Annotated in this window: 14 protein-coding genes; 12 read left to right on the forward strand and 2 right to left on the reverse strand. The window is 65.9% G+C overall.

What is annotated here, in order from left to right; translation table 11 throughout:
* Nucleotides 1–54 precede the first annotated feature (54 nt).
* The 8 genes from NTV05_17555 to pepT are packed head-to-tail and all read left to right on the forward strand — an operon-like array spanning nt 55 to nt 8,376.
* A complete protein-coding gene (locus NTV05_17555; protein ID MCX6546202.1) occupies nt 55–471 on the forward strand; it encodes a gluconate 2-dehydrogenase subunit 3 family protein in 417 nt (138 codons plus the stop codon).
* Nucleotides 452–1,960 carry a GMC family oxidoreductase N-terminal domain-containing protein gene (locus tag NTV05_17560; protein ID MCX6546203.1) on the forward strand — a complete coding sequence of 503 codons (1,509 nt, stop codon included), beginning with the start codon at nt 452–454 and terminating at the stop codon, nt 1,958–1,960. Before NTV05_17555 ends, NTV05_17560 begins: the two co-directional genes overlap by 20 nt.
* Nucleotides 1,957–3,681, forward strand: a complete 1,725-nt coding sequence (locus NTV05_17565) for a thiamine pyrophosphate-binding protein (protein MCX6546204.1) — start codon at nt 1,957–1,959, stop codon at nt 3,679–3,681. The genes NTV05_17560 and NTV05_17565 overlap by 4 nt, the downstream gene beginning before the upstream one ends.
* A 5-nt stretch (nt 3,682–3,686) precedes the next feature.
* Nucleotides 3,687–4,631, forward strand: a complete 945-nt coding sequence (locus NTV05_17570; protein ID MCX6546205.1) for an energy-coupling factor ABC transporter permease — start codon at nt 3,687–3,689, stop codon at nt 4,629–4,631.
* Nucleotides 4,615–5,250 carry a hypothetical protein gene (locus NTV05_17575; GenBank protein ID MCX6546206.1) on the forward strand — a complete coding sequence of 212 codons (636 nt, stop codon included), beginning with the start codon at nt 4,615–4,617 and terminating at the stop codon, nt 5,248–5,250. The genes NTV05_17570 and NTV05_17575 overlap by 17 nt, the downstream gene beginning before the upstream one ends.
* A complete protein-coding gene (locus NTV05_17580) occupies nt 5,247–6,026 on the forward strand; it encodes an ABC transporter ATP-binding protein (GenBank protein MCX6546207.1) in 780 nt (259 codons plus the stop codon). Before NTV05_17575 ends, NTV05_17580 begins: the two co-directional genes overlap by 4 nt.
* Before the next feature lie 44 nt (nt 6,027–6,070).
* Nucleotides 6,071–7,078, forward strand: a complete 1,008-nt coding sequence (locus NTV05_17585; protein MCX6546208.1) for a threonine/serine dehydratase — start codon at nt 6,071–6,073, stop codon at nt 7,076–7,078.
* Nucleotides 7,079–7,116: 38 nt separating this feature from the next.
* The gene (gene pepT, locus NTV05_17590) at nt 7,117–8,376 is read left to right on the forward strand and encodes a peptidase T (GenBank protein MCX6546209.1); all 1,260 of its coding nucleotides are present in this window, start codon (nt 7,117–7,119) and stop codon (nt 8,374–8,376) included.
* Here the strand turns inward: pepT and NTV05_17595 are convergent.
* Entirely contained in the window at nt 8,373–9,683 is a 1,311-nt protein-coding gene (locus NTV05_17595) for a M48 family metallopeptidase (protein MCX6546210.1), read from the reverse strand. The two genes, pepT and NTV05_17595, sit on opposite strands and share 4 nt — an antisense overlap.
* Nucleotides 9,684–9,898: 215 nt before the next feature.
* On the opposite strand from NTV05_17595, the gene NTV05_17600 reads away from it, so the two are divergent.
* The 4 genes from NTV05_17600 to NTV05_17615 are packed head-to-tail and all read left to right on the forward strand — an operon-like array spanning nt 9,899 to nt 16,257.
* On the forward strand, nt 9,899–10,813 hold the full coding sequence (locus tag NTV05_17600; GenBank protein MCX6546211.1) for a TRAP transporter TatT component family protein: 915 nt from the start codon (nt 9,899–9,901) through the stop codon (nt 10,811–10,813).
* A gap of 12 nt (nt 10,814–10,825) precedes the next feature.
* Entirely contained in the window at nt 10,826–11,893 is a 1,068-nt protein-coding gene (dctP, locus tag NTV05_17605; protein MCX6546212.1) for a TRAP transporter substrate-binding protein DctP, read from the forward strand.
* 2 nt (nt 11,894–11,895) lie between these two features.
* Nucleotides 11,896–13,719 (forward strand): TRAP transporter large permease subunit, encoded by a 1,824-nt coding sequence (locus tag NTV05_17610; GenBank protein MCX6546213.1) that lies wholly within the window; start codon nt 11,896–11,898, stop codon nt 13,717–13,719.
* Between the two features lie 9 nt (nt 13,720–13,728).
* Nucleotides 13,729–16,257 carry a beta-propeller fold lactonase family protein gene (locus tag NTV05_17615; protein ID MCX6546214.1) on the forward strand — a complete coding sequence of 843 codons (2,529 nt, stop codon included), beginning with the start codon at nt 13,729–13,731 and terminating at the stop codon, nt 16,255–16,257.
* Between the two features lie 425 nt (nt 16,258–16,682).
* Here the strand turns inward: NTV05_17615 and NTV05_17620 are convergent, their stop codons facing one another.
* Nucleotides 16,683–19,838: an efflux RND transporter permease subunit gene (locus NTV05_17620; GenBank protein ID MCX6546215.1), complete on the reverse strand. Its 3,156-nt coding sequence runs from the start codon at nt 19,836–19,838 to the stop codon at nt 16,683–16,685.
* Nucleotides 19,839–19,842 lie beyond the last annotated feature (4 nt).

Below are 19,842 nucleotides of genomic sequence, written 5' to 3' on the forward strand. Positions count from 1 at the left end.
CGTCGAAGCGAAGACTGGTTGCGCCGGTGGGCCTCTCTCTGGTCCAATACGCCCGTGGGAGTCATTTCCGACGGTCAGCGCGACTTGCTGCTCGTGCTTGCGGCGCGTCTTGTGCCGGAGGCCGCGCAACTCCCGCATGCCGGTCAGCTGGCCATGCTCGCGCTCATCGACGAGGCGCTCGCCGGCCGGCCTCCCGGGATGCAGCGCCAGTTCGGTCTGTTTCTCCGCGTTTTGCGGTGGGCGCCAGTCGCGCGCTATGGACGCCGGCTCGACCGCCTCACGCCACAGCAGCAGGATTCGGCGCTGCGCTGGTTTCAGGACTGCCCTGTCCAGATCATTCGAAGCGGCTTCTGGGGTGTTCGAACGCTCGTGATGATGGGTTACTACGGGCGGCCCGAGGCGGGCGCATCGATCGGCTACCATCCGTCGGCTGACGGCAACGCGGTGCTCCATGCTCGATCGCGACGCTGACATCATCATCATCGGCTCGGGTGCGGGCGGCGGCACGATCGCCAGCGAACTGGCTTCCCTCTGCCGTGACGGCGCGCGCGTCGTCGTCCTCGAGGCAGGTCCCAAGCTGCGTGACTCGGAGTTCACCGGCCGCGAGGTCGAGATGGCCCGGCGGCTCTATGTGGACGATGGCGGGTTCCTGACCGAGGACCGATCGATGACGCTGGCGCTCGGCCGAGCGTATGGCGGATCAACCGTCGTCTACACCGGCACCTCACTCACGATCACCGAACCGACGCTGGCACGATGGGCCGTGCCCGGGTTGACGCACAGCGATGTGATCCGTCGATCTCAGAAGTACCTGGCCGCCAACGCCGTCCACCTGCTCGCCGAAGACGATCTCAACGACAACAACCGGCTGTTCGCTGAAGGTTGCCGCGCGCTGGGCTATCGCGTCGAGCAGTTCCCGTTGAATCTGAAGGGCTGCACCGGATCGAGCCTGTGCAATCTCGGCTGCCCGAGCGGCGCGAAGATGGGCACGCATCGCGTGCAGCTGCCTGAAGCCGAACGGCAGGGTGTCTCTGTGGTCACCAACTGCTCCGTCGACCGGATCGACGATCGCGCAGTTGTCGCGACCGTCCGTGAGCGATCGTACGGCGAGCCGTCCGCCTGGGCTCCCGGTGAGTACCGGGTCCGCGCCAAGGCAGTGGTGGTCGCAGCCGGCGCCGTCGGATCGCCCGCGCTGTTGCTGCGGTCCCGGTTGCCAGCGCCGCTTCCGGCTCTGGGCCGGTACTTCACGTGTCATCCCGCGCTGATTCTTGTCGGGCAGCACGACCGCCCCATCACCAACTTCGCCGGACACCCGAAGAGCTTCTACTGCGATCACTTCGCCGATTCGGACGGGTTCCTGCTGGAAACGTGCATGTACTTTCCGTTCACCACCGCCAAGAGCCTGACCGGGTTCGGCGCTGAACACAGCCGCCTGATGGGGGCCATGGACCTGCTGCAGATGATTCTGGTGCTGGCCATCGATCCGCCAGAATCCGACAACCGCGTGATCGTCGATCGCGAGGGCCGGACGGTCGTGCGGTACACGTTCACCGATCGCGTCAAGCGATCGCTCGTGCTCGCCATGCGGGCATCGGCGCGCATCTTCTTTGCGGCAGGGGCGGCCCGCATCCACGCGCCGGCGTCGCCGCAGTTCTTCATTGACGCCGCCGACGCGGATCGCGTCGATGACTTGATCCCGCTGGATGGGTTCGTGCCGGGCAAGATCGCCATCGCAAGCGCACACCCGATGGGAGGGTGCCGCATGGGCTCGAGCCCGGCCGAGTCGGTCACCGACAGCTGGGGCCAGGTCCACGGTGTGCCGTGGCTGTTCGTGGCGGATGGGAGCCTGTTTCCCCGCTGCGCCGAGATCAACCCGTACGTGACCATCATGGCACTGGCCGATCGCGTCGCCGAAGGCGTCGGCCGGCAACTGCCGGAACTGCGAGCGCTGCCGTCATGAAGACGCGGGGATCGGAACTGGTCGTGCGGGCGCTGGAAGATGCGGGAGCGCGATTCGCGTTCGGGATCCCCGGCACCCACAACATCGAGCTGTACGACGCGCTGCATCGGTCAGAGCAGGTGTTCGCGGTCCTCGTCACAGACGAACAGAGCGCCGGGTTCATGGCCGATGGCGTCTCGCGCACTTCGACGTCGGTGGGCGTCGTCAACGTCGTGCCCGGAGCCGGCATCACGCATAGCCTCTCAGGCATCGCCGAAGCGTACCTGGATGGCATCCCGCTGGTGGTTCTGGCGTGTGGCATCCGCAATGACACGGGCCGCGCGTATCAGCTGCACGACATCGATCAGCTCGCCCTGCTCAGGCCAGTGACCAAGGCCTGTCTCACGCCGGCGACGCCGGATGACCTCTACCAGGTCGTGCGCCAGGCGTTCGATCTGGCCCGGGCCGGGACGCCGGGACCAGTGGCTGTCGAGATCCCCGCGAATTTCTATCTCTTGACGCACGAGGTGGCGGCCCACGAGACCTACAGTCCGGCGACCACCGTGGCCATTGTCGCGTCAGATGCGATCGCCGAGGCCGCGCGCCTGCTGGATGGCGCGACCCGGGTGCTGCTGTATCTCGGATACGGCGCCCGCAACGCCGGGGCCGCACTGGTCGCGATCGCCGAGGCGCTTGGTTCACCCGTCGCGACGACGATCCAGGGCAAGGGCGTGTTTCCAGAGCATCATCCGTTGTGGCTGTGGAACGGTCTCGGCCGCTCCGCGCCGCCGTTTGTGCGGACGGTGGCGGGCGAATGCGACGTCATGCTGGCCGTCGGCTGCCGGTTCGGCGAGGTCGGAACCGGCAGCTGGGGTTTTACCCCTCCGGCCACGCTCATCCACGTCGATATCAACCGCGACGTGTTTCATCGCAACTTCCCGGCGACATTGGCCATCGAAGCCGATGCGTCGGCGTTCGCGGCGGCGCTGCTGCCGCTCATCACGCCCCGCGGCGAATGGGGCGACGCCACTGAACATATGGCCGTCGGCCATCGCGATCTGCGAGAACTGGTCATGCGGGAGCGCAGCGAAACGGGCGTGACGCCGGCGGTCCTGTTCGACGGGCTCCAGCAGCGTTCGCCCGATGCGATCTATGCCACCGACAGCGGGAACGGGACGTTTCTCGGAATGGAACATCTCAGACTGGACGCGCCGGGCCGGTTTCTCGCGCCGGTGGATTTTTCCTGCATGGGATATGCGGTGCCGGCGGCCATCGGCGCCAAGCTGGCCAACCCGACTCGTGACGTGGTCGCCCTCCCGGGGGATGGGGCGCTGCTGATGACGGGGCTGGAGCTGGCGACGGCCGCTTCGTACAGCCTCGGTGTCGTGGTCTGCGTGCTGCGCGACGGCGAACTCGCGCAGATCGCCCAGTTCCAGAGGACCGCGCTTGGCCGGGAGGAGAACAGCGTGCTCCCGCCGTTCAGCGTGGAGTCGCTTGCAGCCACGGTCGGCGCCGAGTACGTGGCGTGCCGGCAGGACGCCCACGTCCCTGCCGCGCTCGACCGGGCGTTTGAGGTGGCGCGCGGCGGAAGGCCGGTGATGGTCGAAGTCGCCATCGACTATTCGCGAAAGACATTCTTCACGAGCGGGGTCGTGGCGAGCACGTTCTGGCGGCTGCCGTGGAGTGATCGCGTGCGGATGCTGGGCCGCGCCGTGTCGCGTAACCTGCAGCGGCTGGATTGACGCGCGTGCACATCCCTGATGGCTTTCTGAGCGTCGGCGTCGCGACGGCCACCTGGACGGCGGCGGCCATCGGCGTGGCCTCGGCGCTTCGGGCGGAGAAGGCCGACAGCCATCCCATGCCTGCCGGCATCCTCGGCGCGACCGCGGCGTTTCTGTTCGCGGCGCAGATGATCAACGTGCCGATTGCTCCCGGCGTGAGCGGCCACCTGGTGGGAAGCGCGCTGGCGGCCGCGCTGGTCGGCCCCTGGCGCGCCTTGATCGCCATGGCAGTGGTGCTGGCCATTCAGGCCGTGCTCTTTCAGGACGGCGGCATCAGCGCGCTCGGGGCCAACATCTTCGACATGGGTGTGGCGGGCGTCGCGGTCGCCTATGCCGTGGCGGCGCTTGCCGCCCGCTGGTCGCGAAGCCCACGCGGCTTTGCGATCGGGGTTGTCATCGGTGCATTCGCGGCCACCACGGCGGCATCGGTGCTGACTGGCATCTGGCTCGGTCTGTCGGGTCTCTATCCGCTCGGCGCCATCGTTCAGATCATGCTGGTCACCCATGTGGCCGTCGGCGTGCTCGAAGCCGCACTGACCGGAGCCATTGTCGTGACGGTCCTGCGCTGGAGACCGGACCTGGTGCGCGGACTGAACGCCACTCACACCGTGAGTCACCCGGCCGCTGCGCTGGTCGGCATCCTTGGTGTGGCGATCGTCGTCGCGGCGTTTGTCTCGCCATTCGCGTCTGCGCTGCCAGACGGTCTCGAACAGGCGGCCGCGCGACTGGGCTTTGCGGGGCGCGCTTACGCCGCGTGGCCGGCGCCGCTGGCCGGGTACTCGCTGCCATTGGCGGCCTCCGGCCGGGCGGCAACGGCAATCGCCGGAACGCTCGGCACGATTGCGGTGGCCGTGCTCGCCTGGGTCATCAGCCGCAGCCTTCGATCACACACAGATGCCGTACACCGGTAAGCGCCACGGCGGCGTTCTCGCTTGCGGGCTGGCCGTCATCTCGGCCGCGGCCCTTGCACCGGCGGGCTTACAAGGAGATCCCGTGCCCGTCTGGGCGTGGGGTCTGTGGACGCTCAGCTTCGCGACGGCGCTGTGGGCGTTTCACAAGGCCGGCCTGCCAGGCGCCGAGGCTGTGCGCCGGATCGCGTGGCTGATGCCACTGGTCGCGGCCTTCGCGCTGCCCGCGGCGCTGCTGGCACCAACGCGTGCCCGCTGGTTGGTGGCGCTCACGCTGTCGGTGCGGGCGCTGGCAGCGGCGGCAGGGGGCGCCGGCATCGCCACATGGCTCGGGCCCAGCGGCATCGTCAACGGCGCGGGCCAGTTGGGTGCGCCGCAACGATTGGTGGATGTGCTCGAGGCAACGCTGGCCAGCCTCGCGACTGTGCTGCGACAGATCAGAGCGATGCTCCAGGCACGCGAGGCCAGACGCACGACGTTCGGCGCGTGGAGTGATCTGGCCGCGGAACCGGCAGACACGATCCGCGGATTCGGCAGGGTGGTGGCGGCGCTGCTCCTCCATTCGCTCGAACGGGCCGAGGCGCTCGAGCGAGCACGCCGCGCAAGAGGATTCGAGCCATGAGCGACGAGGGGGCAACGGCTGTCGGTTTTGAGGTCTCGGGCCTCACGTACCACTACCCGGACGGGTCGCCCGCGCTCAACGGCATCAGTGTGCGCGTGGCCGCCGGAGAACGCGTCGCGCTGCTGGGCCCCAACGGCGCCGGCAAGTCCACGCTGCTCCTGCACGTGGCTGGCCTCCTCCCGGAGCGGCGTCGCTACCTGCACGTCCACGAGCACGGGGGCACGGCGCACCGCCACGGCCGGGTCGGACGCATTGTCGTGGACGGAACGGAACTGACGCCCGGCAGCATCCGACAGATCCGGGCTCTTGCGGGCATCGTGTTTCAGGATCCCGACGATCAGTTGTTCGGCCTGACGGTCGGCGAAGATGTCGCGTACGGCCCGCGGGCCCGCCGCTGGTCAGCCGTCGCGACCACGCAGGCCGTCGAGGAGAGCCTGGCTGCCGTGGGATTGTCCGGATTCGAACATCGCTCGCCGCATCATCTCTCGGCCGGCGAGAAGCGACGCGTGTGCCTGGCCGGTGTGCTGGCGTGCCATCCTGGACTGCTCCTGCTCGATGAGCCGTCGTCCGGGCTCGATCCTCGAGGCCGGCGGGGGCTGGCGGACGTGCTGCGCGGGCTGACAGCGACGATTGTCGTGGCGAGCCATGACCTGGAATTTGTCACCGCACTCTGCTCGCGCGCCATCGTCGTCGATCACGGAGGCATCGTGGCAGATGGGCCAGTCGTCACGATCCTCGGCGATCACGATCTGCTGATGAGGCACGGGCTCGCCTGACGCGTTTTGCCTGAGCTGCGGCGTCATGACACAATCTGGCCGCCATGACTGATGCACTCGTTACCATTGACGCGATTCGCGAGGCGGCCGCACGCATCCGCGCGCTGGCCCGAGTGACGCCGCTGCTCGAAGTGACCGATGTCACCGGCGATGCCGAGCCTCCGGGCCGGCTGTTTCTGAAGTGCGAGAATCTCCAACGCAGCGGGGCGTTCAAGATTCGCGGGGCCGTCAACATGATGCTCAGGCTCACCGAATCGGATCGGGCCCGCGGCGTCATCACGTTCTCATCCGGCAACCACGGCATCGCGATGTCGCTGGCTGCGAAACTGCTGGGCGTGCCTGCCGTCGTCGTCATGCCGACCACGGCGCCGAACGTCAAGGTCGAATCGGCTCGCCGGCTGGGCGCAGAGATCGTGTTCGAGGGCACGACGACGATTGAGCGAAAACGCAGAACGGAGACACTGGCGGCCGAACGTGGGCTCACCATCGTGCCGCCGTTCGATCACGAGTGGATCGTCGCAGGCCAGGGCACGATGGGCCTCGAGATTCTCGAACAGTGCCCCCAGGTGTCGGCCGTGTACGTGCCGGCCAGCGGTGGCGGCATGATCGCGGGCGTCGCGACGGCAATCAAGAGCCTGAAGCCGGACGTGCGGATTGTCGGCGTCGAGCCGTCCGGGTCGAACAGGATGACGCAGTCGCTGCGGGCCGGCCGGCCGGTCACGCTGGCGTCGGCAAGCGGCATCGCGGACGGCCTGCTCGCGGTGCGGCCCGGCGACATCACGTTCCGGCACGTGCAGGCCTACGTCGATCACATCATCACCGTGGACGACGAGGCCATTGCGCGTGCGGTCCGGTGGGTGTTCGAGCACGCGAAGCTCGTCGTCGAACCGAGCGGCGCGGCCACAGTCGCCGCTGTACTCGGCCGCCAGGACGCGTCATGGTCGCGCGATGGGTCGGCGCGCGTGAGCGTCCCGGCAGGAAGCCTGATGGTCGCCGTGCTGAGCGGCGGCAGCGTGGACGCCGCCGCGTACGGACGGTACATCACCGGTTAGTACGGAATGACGGTCGGGAAAGGACGCGGGGGGACATGATGGCTGAACGAGAAGCCCTGATTGACCGGTTCGTGAGATACGCGAAGATCGACACGCAGTCGTCTGGAACCTCCACGTCATATCCGTCCACAGAGAAGCAGAAGGACCTGCTTCGTGTTCTGGTGGACGATCTGAAGGCGGCCGGCCTCGACGACGCGACGATGGATGAGTGGGGCTACGTGATGGCGACGCTTCCGTCGAACATCCCCGCCGGACATCCCGCCCACGGCAAGGTCCCGACCGTCGGCCTCATCGCCCACGTCGACACCTACCACGAGGTCAGCGGCGCCGATGTCCGACCGCAGATCCATCGCGCCTACGACGGCAAAGACATCGTCCTTCCCGGCGATGCTTCGCAGGTCATCCGTGTGGCCGATGAACCCGAGCTGGCGGCGTGCAAGGGACTGACGGTCATCACGACCGATGGCACGACGCTGCTCGGCGCCGACGACAAGGCCGGCGTCTCGGCGATCGTCGAGACGCTGTGGCAGTTCAGGGAGCATCCGTCCCGGCTGCACGGCCCGATTCGCGTGGGCTTCACGCCGGACGAAGAGGTGGGCCGCGGCACAGAGCATTTCGACGTTGCGGCATTTGGCGCGGCCGTCGCGTACACGATTGACGGATCCGGCCTGGGATCGCTCGAAGCCGAGACCTTCTGCGCGGACACGGCGTTTGTGACGGTGACCGGAGCGGACGTGCACCCGGGTTACGCCAAGAACAAGATGGTCAACGCCGTGCGCGTGCTGAGCGCGCTGCTGATGGCGCTGCCCCAGCACCGGACGCCCGAGACAACAGAGGGCCGGGAGGGATTCCTGCATCCCATCTCGATCGGCGGCAACACCTCCGAGGCGAAAGCGCAGCTGCTGGTCCGCAGCTTCACCGAGGAGGGCCTGCGCGAACTCGAGGACATCCTGCGCGGGACGGCCGCCTTCATGGAGAAGCGGTACCCCGGCGCGGCCGTAGCCGTGGATATCAAGGAATCCTACCGAAACATGAAGTACAAACTCGACGAGGTTCCCCATGTCGTCGGGTATGCCGACGAGGCCGTCCGGCGGGCCGGCCTGGAGCCGCGGCGTCTCCCCGTACGCGGGGGCACCGACGGATCACGCCTGTCGTTTATGGGACTGCCGACGCCGAACATCTTCAACGGCTCGATGAACTTCCACGGCAAGAAGGAATGGGTGCCGCTCGAATGGATGGCCAAGTCGGTCGAAACGCTGGGTCATCTCTGCGACATCTGGGTCGAGCGTTCAATCTAGTGTTTCAGCCCGAGCGCCATCGACCGACGGATCTGTTCGGCCATCTTGTTGAGCTTCACGTCAGACCTGAAGCCGACCGACTGTGCCGCGCCAATCATGATTGAGTAGGCCAGCTTGATCGGCACGTCGATCTGTTTGGCGATGTCGAGGATCACGGCGCTCTCCGAATCGATCAGCGCGCCGTCCGCCAGTGCGATATCGGTGAGGCGCGAAAGCACGAAGCTCTTGTCGTCGAGCTGGGCCTCGGCGCGAATCTCGGCAATCGCGGCCGGCAACTGGGCGGCGATGACCTCGGGATCCGTCACAATCTCCGCCTCCGGTTCATCCGTGAACCAGTGATGCAGAATCTGCACAAGGATCTTGACCTCGTCGTCGCCGACCTCGCCATCAGCGGCCAGCAGTCGCGCTCCGGCCAGCGCAATCACGCGCATGATGGCGCGGTGCCCGGGCTGGAACGGATAGCGGCGAGTCAGTTTTACCAGTTCGTCGACGGCGTCCTCGAGTTCGCCATCGCCGATCGGCGTTGCCTCGACGGGATATCCGGCGCGCTGCGCCTTGGCCGAGCGCGAGAACAGCTCCGCCGCCCTCAGGCGAATCGGCAGCAGCGGATGCGACGCGAACGCCTCCTCGATCAGTTCCGGCCGGCCGCGGATTTCGTCCACCTGGCTCACCAGCGCCTGGATGTCCAGATTCAGGTTGCGCTCGCTCAGGCCGAACGTCGCTTTCAGCAGCGAGGTGGCCGTGGCCTTGAGATCCCGGCTTGCCAGGACGCTCACGCGGTCGGCGCTGATCTCGGCCTTCTTGCGCCAGCGGAGAAACAGGCTCTCGCCCAGTGCCGGGAGTACGGTCACCGAGGGATTCGCCGCGTCGGTGGAAATGAGCGCGGCGAGCCGGTTGTTGCCGAACAGGATGTGGCCAAGCTCGTGGCCGAGAATCGAGGCGAGTTCGGCATCCTCGAGCCGCTCGAGTGCCATGGCGGTGACGCCGACGAGCGAGTAGGTGGTGTCCTTGCGCACGTCGAGCAGGGCGAACGCGTTGACCTCCGGCGACGGGAGGCAGAAGACCTCGGCCTGGGCGTCGAGTTCGAGCGCTTTGCAGACGTTTCGGAAGATCGTATAGATGCGGGGCGACAGGCGCTCGCTCAGACGGATGCCTTCCTTCAGCAGCCGTTCCCGCACGCCGTGGTCCAGCTGCCGGCGGTTCTCTTCGTACGTCGCGAGGTAGTCGGCCACCCGATATGTTGTCATCAGGTCTTCGACGTCCTTCGCGTCCCCGCGGTAGCGCACGTCGTTCCAATCAATTGCCATCAGCCCTCTCCGTATTCATTGCGCCTTCCCGGACGGGGTTTCGGTGCCGCTTCGGGAGTGTCACCACGTCACCCGCGCGACTCTGACGTCCCCATGCACGTCGTGGTCGATGGAAGATGTAGTCCGCGAGGCGTCAATTGTCAATGAATTACCGACGCGCTGGTTCGGCGCACCCGTGGCGGCTGGCATAGAATAGGGCCTTGTCTGGAGGGCTCTTGAGTGACCTGATCCGACGATCGTTGCTGCCACTGTGCCTGTGCGCGCTGGGGCTTGCGCAGACCGGCTGCTCGATCAGGATGATGGCGATCAACACCCTCGGTAACGCTCTGGCTGGCGGTAGTTCCGGCTACGCCAAAGACGATGACCCGGAACTGGTCCGGGATGCGGTGCCATTCGCGCTGAAGACCATCGAGGGTCTGATCGACGAATCTCCGAGGCACAAGGGTCTGCTGACGGCCGCCTGCAGCGGTTTCACGCAGTACAGCTATGCGTTTATCCAGCAGGAAGCCGACTTCGTCGAAGCGCAGGATCTGGACCGCGCAACGGCGATGCGCGTGCGCGCCAAGAAGCTGTACCTGAGAGGTCGCGACTACGGCATCCGGGCCTTCGAGGTGGAATTTCCACGCTTTGGCGATCGCCTCCGCACGAACACGGATGGTGTGCTGGCCAGACTGAGCAAGAAACACGTCCCCCTGCTCTACTACACCGCGGCGGCCTGGGCGGCGGCATTTGCGCTGGACATCGCCGACTCGCGCCTTTCCGTCGAGCAGACGCTGTTCGAAAAGATGATGCGCCGGGCGCTGGTGCTGGACGAAGGCTACGAACTCGGATCGCTGCACGACTTCTTCATCTCGTGGGACGCCGCGCACGCCACCACCGGAAGCTCGATCGAGAGCGCCCGGGAGCATTTCGAGCGCGCGAAGGCGCTCGCCCGCGGCCAGCGTGCCTCACTGTTTGTGAGCCTGGCTGAATCCGTGTCGGTCAGCGAGCAGAACAAGAAGGAATTCGAGCAACTCCTGAACGAGGCGCTGGCGGTCGACATCACACTGGCGCCGGAACAGAAGCTGGCGAACGTCATCTCCCAGCGGCGCGCAAAGTGGTTGCTGTCGAGGATCGATGAACTTTTCTAGAGAGACAGGATCATGACTGCAGACACACATGGACGCCGTCGTCGCCTGATATCGGCCGCCCTCGCGGGCGCGCTGGTGGCGGCCGTGCTCGGGTTCACGCCGGCGGCGGCCCCGGCCCAGACCATTACGATCAAGATGGCCACGCTGGTTCCGGAGAACTCGTCGTGGTTCCTGGTGCTCAAGGACGTGGCCGACAAGTGGGCCAAGATCTCGGGCGGCAAGGTCAAGGTCATCCTCTACCCGGGCGGCCGCAGGGGCGACGACCCCGACGTGGTCCGCGACATGCGGCTTGGCGGCCTGCAGGGCGCGGTCCTGACGTCGGTGGGTCTGGCCGAAATCGACAAGACGGTGTTCGCGTTGAGCATCCCGATGGCGTACGACTCCTACGAGGAGGTGTACGCGGTGCTCGAGAAGATGCGACCGCGCCTCGAAGCGTCGATGGAAGCCAGGGGCTTCGTGGTCGTCAACTGGGCTGATGGCGGATGGATGCATTTCTTCACGAAGTCGCCCGTCACCACGCCGGACGACCTCAAGAAGCTGAAGTTCTTCCAATGGGCCGGCGACGCGAAGTCGCTGGAAATCTGGAAGGCGGCCGGTTTCAACCCGCGGCCGGCACCTTCGACCGAACTGGTCACCGGACTGCAGACGGGATTGTTCGAGGCGTTTGCCGCACCGCCGCAGGTCTGCGTCATCGCCCGCTACTACGAGCATGCCAGGTACATGACCGACATGAACTGGGGATTGATGATGGCGGCGACGGTCATTGACAAGGGCACCTGGGCAAGGATTCCGGCCGATCTCAAGCCGGCGCTGCTGCAGGCTGCGCGCGACTCGGGAGCGAAGCTCCAGGCCGAGATTCGCCGGAGCGGTGAGAGGGACGTCGAGGCCATGAAGAACTCGCCCTCGAAGCTGGTCGTCGTGCCCGTGGACGCGAAAACGAAGGAGCTCTGGCGCAAACTGGCTGAGAGCACCTATCCGCGCATTCGGGGAGACTTGTTGTCAGCCGACGCGTTTGACGAAGCTATCAGGTATCGCGACGAGTACCGGAAGGCGCATCCGGCTCAACCGGTCAAGAAGTAGCTATGCTGACCGCCTTCTTCAAGCGGACCGAACAGGGCGTCCTGGTGTCGGCGCTCGGCCTGGCCTGCGTCCTCCCGCTCATCGACATTGTCGGCCGGTTGTTCGGCGGCGGGTTGCATATTCCCGGCAAGGACGCCTACGTCTCTCACCTCACGCTGTGGCTCGCCTTTGTGGGCGGCCTTGCCGCCACGACCCAGGCCAAGCACCTGACGCTCTCGACGTCGGAGTTCTTCGGAGAGGGGCTGGCGCGCAACCTGTCGCGGTTGTTTGCCTTCTCGGTGGCGGCCGCTGTCGTGGGCATTCTCGCCTTCTCCAGCTGGGACGTCGTGATGGCCACGCGCGGCGCCGAAGACAAGGTCCTGCCGATTGGTCTGCCCGAGTGGATCAGCCTGCTGGTGATGCCGACCGCGCTCGCGCTGGCCGCGCTGGTGTTCGCCTGGAAGGCGTCCGACCAGTGGTGGGGCCGGGCGGTGGCGTTTACCACCATCCCGGCTGCCTTCGCCATCGGCCTTCTGCCGCCGGCGGCGGCCACCTATGTCTGGCCGCTGGTGTTCGTGGTGTTGCTCGCGACGCTGCTCGGAGCGCCCGTGTTCGTGGCGATGGGCGGGATCGCGCTGGTGCTCTTCTTCCGGGAAGGCGTGCCGGTGTCGCTGGTGTCGTCCAAGGTCTACCAGCTCATTTCGTCGCCGACGCTTCCCGCCATCCCGCTGTTGACGGCCGCCGGATACGTCCTGGCCGAAAGCACGGCCGCCGAACGGCTCGTCCGCTTCTTCCGCGCCATCTTCGGGTGGATGCCGGGCGGGATTGCGGTGATGGTGGCGGCTGTCTGCGCGCTGTTCACGACGTTTACCGGCGGCTCCGGCGTCACGATCATCGCGCTCGGGGGCCTGGTCTACCCGATCCTGCGCAAGGACGGCTATTCCGAGGGCTTCTCACTCGGCCTGGTGACGGCATCCGGCTCGCTCGGCCTGCTGTTTCCGCCGAGCCTCCCTGTGATCCTCTACAGCGTCGTCGCGAGCACCCGTGACCAACCCGTGCCGGCCGACCAGCTTTACCTCGCGGGCCTGCTGCCGGGGCTCCTGCTCGTCGTGATCACTGCGGCGTACGGGATCGTCATCGGGCGCCGAGTCGAGCGCGTGAAACAGCCGTTTTCGCTGCGCGAGGTGGCGGCGGCCAGCTGGGGCGCGAAATGGGAGCTGATGCTGCCAGTGGTGATCGTTGCGCTCTTCGTGACCGGTTTCGCGACGATGCTCGAGGCGGCTGCGGCGGCGCTCGCCTACGCGATCATCGTCGAGTGCTTCATCACGCGCGACATTCACATCTTCAAGGCGCTGCCTGAGGTGCTGCTGAAGGCGGCCGCGCTGATGGGGGCCGTGCTGATCCTGCTCAGCGTCGCGATGGGGCTCACCGGCTACCTGGTCGATGCCCAGATTCCCGACCTGCTGCTCGATTGGGTCAAGACGAACATCCACTCGCAGGTCATGTTCCTGCTGGCGCTCAACGTGCTGCTGCTGGTGCTTGGCAGCGTGCTCGAGATCTACTCGGCGATCATCATCCTGGCGCCGATCATCGCGCCGATGGGCGCGGCGTTTGGCGTCGACCCGCTGCACCTGGGCGTCATCTTCCTTGCCAACCTGGAACTGGGGTTCCTGTTCCCGCCGGTTGGCCTCAACCTGTTCCTTGCGTCATCCCGGTTCAACAAACCGCTGACCAGCCTGTATCGGCACGTGGTACCGTTCCTGATCATTACCGGCATCGGCGTGCTGCTGATCACCTACACCGATTCGATGTCGCTCGGCGTGCTCAGACTGCTTGGCAAACGGTAGGGAATCACTATGCGATCCAGACACTTTCTCGCGCTCGCACTCGCGTCTGCGGTGCTCGTTGTCTCCGGCGTCGTGTCGGTCGCCCAGAAGGGACCTGCCGCACCAGAGTGGCCGGGATCGCTCGGCAAGGGCGTGACGCTGCTCCCGAACGGCTGGAAGATCGCGCCGGCGGGGAAGCACATGGCGGTCGGCGACCTTCCGCTCGCCATGGTGGAGTCGCCGGACGGCAACTACCTGGTCGTCACCAACAACGGGTACGCCAAGCCTACGCTGACGGTGGTGGATCTCAAGCGCGCCTACGTGAGTTCGAGGACGACGCTGGAGCATGCCTGGCTCGGGCTCGCCTGGCATCCCGACAAGCGGCGCGTCTTTTCGTCGGCCGCAGGACAGACGGCGGTCACCGAACTGTACTGGACGCCTGGGAAGCTGGCGCCCGGCTCGCTGTTCGCACTCGGGCGCGACACGCAGCGCCCGCAGCCGGGCATCAACCGGCCCGAGCCGGTGGAACAGAGTTTCGTGGGCGGCATTGCGATCGCCCCTGATGGCCGCACGCTCTACGCGGTGCACGTGCTCGGCGAAGCGCTGACGATGCTCGATCTGAAAGCCGGGCTGGTCCGGCGGACCGTGGACGTCGGCGCCGAACCCTACACGTGTGTCGTATCGGCTGATGGCAAGTTCGTGTACGTGTCGGTTTGGGGCGGCGCGAAGATTCTGGTCTTTGACGCGGCCACGCTCGACCCGCGCGGCGAGATTCGTGTGGGTGAGCATCCCAACGCGATGGTGTTCTCGAAGGACGGCCAGCGGTTGTTCGTCGCGTGTGCCAACACAAACGCGGTCTGGGTGATCGACGTCGCGTCGAAGAGCGTCAAGGAGCAGGTATCGGTGGCCCTGTTCCCGGATGCCCCTCCGGGAGCGACGCCCAACGGCCTTGGCCTGTCGCCCGACGGCAATCGCCTGCTCGTGGCCAACGCCGACAACAACGCCGTCGCCGTCATCAACACGAGCGATCCCCAGCGCAGCGCGGTGGAGGGATTCATCCCGACGGGCTGGTATCCGACCGCCGCGATGTTCAGTCAGGACGGCGCCCGAATCTACATCCTGAGCGGGAAGGGTCTCGCCTCGCTCGCCAATCCGCGCGGAAGCCATCCGGGCGTGCCTGGCTTTGGCGATGGACAGTACAGCGGCGCCATGCTGCAGGGTTCGTTGTCGATCGTGCCGGTTCCAGATCAGGCCACGCTTCAGGCCATGACGAAGAGCGTCTACAGCCTGACGCCGTTCACGAGTGCCTCGATCCTGGCGCCCGCGTCGGCTCCGGTGGCGTCACCGATTCCGAAGAAGGTCGGGGACGTCTCCCCCATCAAGCATGTCTTCTACATCATCCGGGAGAACCGCACCTACGACCAGATTCTCGGAGATCTCGAACGCGGCAACGGCGACCCGAACCTGGCGCTCTTCGGCGAAGACGTCACGCCCAACGCCCACGCCCTGGCGCGCGAGTTCGTCGTCCTCGATAACTTCTACGTGGATGCACAGGTCAGCTACGACGGGCATGCGTTCTCGACCGGCGCCTACGCGACCGACTTCGTCAACAAGATCTGGCCCACCAACTATGGCGGGCGGGGTGCGAGGTACCTGAGCGAAGGCGGCGGCAAGATGCGTAACGCCTTTGGCAACGTCACGGCACCGCTGAACGGCTACATCTGGGATGCGGTCACGCGGAAGGGACTGAGCGTTCGAAGTTACGGAGAATTCGTCGAGCGCGGCGCCGAACCGGAACAGGAGAAGGACACCGGAATAGGCGAGGTCAAGGCCACCGTGCCCGGACTCAAGGGGCTGGTGCATCCGAACTACCCGCCCTACGACCTGACGATCCCGGACAGCAAGCGTGCGGATATCTGGCTCGAGGAATTCACGCGGTTCGACAAGAGCGGCACGCTGGCCAGCCTCACGATCATTCGTCTGCCCAACGACCACACCGCCGGCACCCGTGCGGGCTACCCGACGCCCCGAGCAATGGTCGCGGAAAACGACGTGGCCCTGGGCCGAATCGTCGAGGCCATCACCAACAGCTCATTCTGGAAGGATTCGGCGATCTTCGTCCTCGAGGATGACGCACAGGCCGGGCCGGATCACGTGGACATGCACCGTTCCATTGCGCTGGTCATCAGCCCGTTCACGATGCGCCTGGCGGTCGACAGCACGCTCTACACGACGTCGGGGATGTTGCGGACGATGGAACTAATCCTCGGCCTGCCTCCGATGAGCAACTACGACGCGGGGGCGACGCCGATGTACAACGCCTTTCAGACGGCGCCGGTCCTGACGCCGTTCAAGGCGAGGCCGGCGCGCATCGACATTCGGGAGAAGAACGCGGTCAACGCGTGGGGGGCAGCGGCCTCAGCGCGGATGTATCTGGCGGAAGCCGACCTGGCTCCGGAACAGGAACTGAACGAGATTATCTGGCGATCGGTGAAGGGCCCGACCAGCGTCATGCCTCCCCCCGTCCGGGCGGCGTTTATCCGCGCCCTGCCACAGTGACGGTGGGCCCTGACGACGACCGGTAGCCTCCCCTAATTACTCCCGGAGTAATTGCGCCCCCGGTAATTACTCCGGGAGTGATTACAGTTCTGTAATTACTCCGGGAGTGATTGGCTTGAAGGAAGAGGCGGGTCGGCGAGCGGGCCCGTACAGAAGAATAGCCCACCGCCTGATCCCCCAACGCTGACGGGCCCCCATCCGTCAACGCCAGAGCCCAAACGGTGGGCCGATGGCTTGATCTTACGCAATCGGAATGCCAGCGGCACGCCGCGCGCCGTCTATGTTTTCAGGCCTGATTCGGAGCGCCACCCGCACGGGTCTTCGACCACCGGTGCGGAATTCCGGCGCCGAGCCTGTCAAGTGCCGAACCTCCGGTAATCGCGCCGTCGCGGCAATTACTCCGGGAGTGATTTCGCCTCCGGTAATCACTCCCGGAGTGATTTCGCCGCCACAATCACTCCGGGAGTGGCCAATTGGGCCGTGCCACGCCGCCACACCTGTTTCAGCCACACGGCGACATCGTCGACCAGCGTGTAGATGAAGGGCAGAATGACGAGGGTCAGAATGGTGGATGTCGTCAGGCCGCCGATGACCGTCCGCGCCAGCGGGTAATAGTAGGCTCCGCCGACGCCGGATGACCCGACCGCCAGCGGCACGAGACCGAGGATGGCCGTCGCCGCGGTCATCAGGATGGGCCGCATCCGTTCCCGGCCTCCCTGCAGGATGGCGTCGGCGCGCGACAGCCCTTCCCGTCGCAACTGGTTGACGTGATCGACCAGCACGATCCCGTTCTTCACGACGATGCCCATCAGGATCAGCAGGCCAATCTGGGACATCAAGCCGAACGGAGTGCCGGTGATGAGGTCGAACCACACGGCGCCAAACAGCGCAAAGGGGATCGAGACGAGAATCGCGATCGGATGCGCGATCGACTCGAACAGCGCCGCCATCACCAGATAGACCAGCGCAAGCGCCAGCAGCATGTTGACCAGCATCTGCTGATTCTGCTGTTCCTGGTCCTGCATGTTCTGTCCAAACGCCCAACTGTAGCCGGCCGGCAGCGCCATGTCGTTCATCGACTTGCGCATCAACTCCTGTGCGGCGCCGAAGTTCTTGCCTTCGTAGGTGCCCCTGACGGTAAGGCGGGTGCGGCGTTCCTCGCGCTCGATGGACTTGGGCCGGCGGACGATGGAGAAGTTCGCGAGCGTGCCGATCGTCTGGCTGCGATCGCCGCCCAGTGTGATGTTCCGGAGGTCGTCGGCCCGCTGCATGTCCTCGCGCCGCAACGACAGCACGACGTTGACTTCCTTGTCGCCGGCGCGGTACTTGCGGAGGCGCGTGCCGCTGAGCATGAACCCAAACGTCTGGGCAAGGTCGCCCGGCGCCAGGTTGTAGCGCGCGGCGCGTTCCCGGTCGAGGGAGACCTGGACCTCTTCGCGCCCCTCTTCGCTCGACGACTTCACGTCCTGCACGTTGGCAATCGCGGCGAGCCTCGCACTCGCGTCGGCCGACAACCGTTCCAGCGTCTTCATGTCGTCGCCGAACAGGCTCACCTCGAAGCTCGTCGTGCTGCCGCCCGCCTGGGCATCCTCGCCGCCGAAACGCAGCCGAACACCGGGCAACTGGGGCAGCCAGCTCCGCAGGGTCTTTCTGAATTCTCTGGCCTCGCGGTCGTTCATGTCCTTCCGGTTGAGCGTGATGGTCGTTTGCGCGGTGTTCTCGCCGTAGTACGAGTAGACCGATTCGAAGCTGATGTCCTGTTCGTGGCGGTAGAGGGCGTCCTCGACCCGGGCGACGCTGGCCTCCGCGTCTTCCTTGAAGTGGAAGTCCTGGAAGTCGTACTGAATGAACAGGCGATCGTTCCGGCCGCCCGTCTCCATGGCCGTTTCGAGGCCCAGCATGAACGGTCCGGCGATGCTCGCCAGCACGAGCAGCGTCGCACCGAACGTGAGCACCCGATGACGGAACGTCCAGGTGATGACCGACGCGTACCGATCAGTGAGCCAGACAATCCAGCGCGGGTTGTGCCAGGGGCGGCGGCTCAGCATCCGGGATCCCATCAGCGGGATCAACGTCAGCGACACGAGCAGCGAGCAGAAAATGGTGAGCGTGATGGCGATGCCGACTTCGGCCAGCCACACCTGGAGTTCGGTCTTCTCTCCGACGATCAACGGCAGGAACACGATCGCGGTCGTCGCCGTCGCGGCCACCACGGCCATCGCGACAGCCGACGTGCCACGAATGGAGGCCTGCTTGGCGTCGGCCGACTTCTCGTGATACCGGAAGATGGATTCAAGCACGACGATGGCGTCATCGACGAGCAGGCCCACCCCCAGCATGAGCCCCATCATCGACAGGATGTTCAGATTCTTGCCGAGGAAGTACAGCACCGTGCAGCTGGCGACGATGGAGATGGGGATTGCGAGGCTGACGATAAACGTCGTGTCCGCGCGGCGTAGAAACAGGTACAGCACGACCACGGCCAGCAGGCCCCCGACGGCGCCGGCTTCGGTCAGTCCGTTGATGCCCTTGAGGATCTCCTCGGCCTGGTCCTGGAACACGAACAGCGTGATGCCCTTCAGTTGGGGATCGGCGGCGATATCGGTCTTGATGAGGCGTGTCACCGCCGACGCCACGTCGACCGTGTTGGCTGTCGGCTCCTTCTGTACGGTCAACGCGACGGCGAACTTCCGATTCAGATGGCGGCCGAAGTCGATCAGGGGCTCTTCGTACGTAATCGCCGCGACATCGCGCAGGCGAATGGGTCCGACGGTCCGGATCTCCGGCATGCCCGTCTGGCCAGCTGCCAGTCCTGCCTGGCGGATCGCGCGCGAGTCACCCGGCGAGACAGGCAGATTCGCAATCGCCTCGAGGTCCTCGAACGCGCCGAACGTCCGCAGGTAGAGCACCTTGTTGGCGTCGACCATTTTGCCGATCGACACGTTCAGGTTGCTGCCCTGCAGTTGCTGCAAGAGGACGCCGACGTCGAGGCGATGGGCCTTGATCCGATCGAGGATGAGCTCGATCTTCACCTCGCGCGGCGACACGCCGTTCAGTTCGACGCGGGCGACACCGGGAATCCGGCGAATGGGATTGATGACCCGCTGCTCCAGCAGATCGTAGTTGCGCGACAGATCGATGCCCGGCGCAGAGACGCGCGCCTCGACCACCGGCATCTGGGCAGTGTTGAATGACTGGACGTTGATCCGTTCGACGTCGGCGGGCAGGTCTTTGCGAACCTGGTCGATCTTCTCGCCCACCTTGAGCCGGATCATGTCCACCGACTGCCCCCAGCTGAACTGGAGCTGCAGCTGGGCCCCATCCGCCCCCGCCGTTGAGGTCAGCTTCTTGACGCCCGATAGCGTCGCGAGCGCGCCTTCGAGCGGCTTGACGATCTGGCGCTCCACCTGGGACGGGCTGGAATTCGGATACGGCACGTCGATCGAAATGGTCGGCACGTCAATCGTCGGCAGAAACGCCAGCGGCAGCCGTGTCATCGCGACCGCGCCCAGGACAACCAGGCTGACAAGCCCCATGAAGATCGTCACGGGCCGGTGGACCGACAGTTCAGCCAGACGCATGGCC

Source organism: Acidobacteriota bacterium, assembly GCA_026393755.1.
Classification (GTDB): Bacteria; Acidobacteriota; Vicinamibacteria; order Vicinamibacterales; family JAKQTR01; genus JBAXOX01.